We start from the raw sequence: 1,056 nt of genomic DNA, 5'->3' as shown, positions 1-1,056 counted from the left end.
ATCCAACCTTCTCTTCTTGTCTACTAAGTATTATAGTAAAATTAGAGGAGTAAAAACTGCTATTTATCTGATAGAATAGAATATAAACATATAATCTACAATGTTCTAGCTTTAATCTGCTATTTCTACCGAAAAGCGAGATTTAGAAGATTTATATTATACAAAGCAATACTAACCTCCTTGTTTTCTGGTCTCTAGAGTGAAGAGGACAGTTAATTTTCAATTTGTGTGTGAAGCATGTTTATTGTATATCTCTAAATTATTCAGCTATTTTAAATTATATAATCGAGATATTTATGTCTGCTTTGTAGAATAAGTGAACCTTGAGGGCTAAACATATAATAGCACAGGGATATCAAACTATATCGAGAAAATGAACAAGAGATACGTGGACAAAGGGAGAGAGGCCAATGAGTTACTGATTAGGACGAGCGAAGATCTCATTCTTTGGGAGATAAAGAAGAGAGAGTAGAAGATCAAGCAGAAAGAAGAGAAGGGGCCACGAATGCCCTAACTTCTTTATCGTAGTATACGTAAGCGTCTTCCTCACCTGTAGTTACGTTTACTAGGGAGTTTATGTGAAGACAGTGATAAAACATGTAGGAGGACTATACAATAAGCTTAGAGGGCAATAATAAGGGTAAAAAAAGAGACTTTAAGAGGAAAGTAGATCCTATTTCGAAATATACTAAAGCGTGAAATGTGATAAATCTAGAAGGATATATTAAAACGAACCCCATTTATTCCTCTTATATTAAATCCTTTGAAATGATTTAATTAGATGAGATTAGAAACTTTACGTACGGAAATTCGCGTCAAGCCTTAATCTAAGAGGGTTACTGGGTGTTTTTATGTTACCTTTACCTAATTTTAAGGCATGAAAATTGCGATAGTTGGTGCAGGACCTGCTGGACTTTTTCTAGGAAAGACCTTGCGTGAGGATGTAGTCATATATGAAAGGGAGAAAAAGTTAGGCATGAAACCATGTAGCTGGGTAGTCTTAAGCTCTATAGAGAACTTCGTTGAGATTAAGGCATCTGAGATCTTATTTAAGAT

The 1,056-nt window shown here is 34.5% G+C and carries 2 protein-coding genes; one reads left to right on the top strand and one right to left on the bottom strand.

What is annotated here, in order from left to right; translation table 11 throughout:
* Window positions 1–476: 476 nt before the first annotated feature.
* On the bottom strand, window positions 477–599 hold the full coding sequence (locus CM19_RS13365; RefSeq protein WP_268744913.1) for a hypothetical protein: 123 nt from the start codon (window positions 597–599) through the stop codon (window positions 477–479).
* 278 nt (window positions 600–877) lie between these two features.
* Here CM19_RS13365 and CM19_RS13470 point away from each other — a divergent pair.
* Window positions 878–1,056 (top strand): NAD(P)-binding protein (locus tag CM19_RS13470; RefSeq protein ID WP_420804696.1); only part of this gene is annotated, 179 nt, incomplete at its 3' end.

This window comes from Candidatus Acidianus copahuensis (assembly GCF_000632495.1).
GTDB lineage: Archaea > Thermoproteota > Thermoprotei_A > Sulfolobales > Sulfolobaceae > Acidianus > Acidianus copahuensis.
The sequence above is the reverse complement of the archived record's forward strand: the minus strand, read 5'-3'. Positions and strand labels throughout refer to the sequence as shown.

Coding starts and splice junctions, on each gene's coding strand:
- CM19_RS13365 (WP_268744913.1), bottom strand. CDS start 599: ATGTTTTATCACTGTCTTCACATAAACTCCCTAGTAAACGTAACTACA.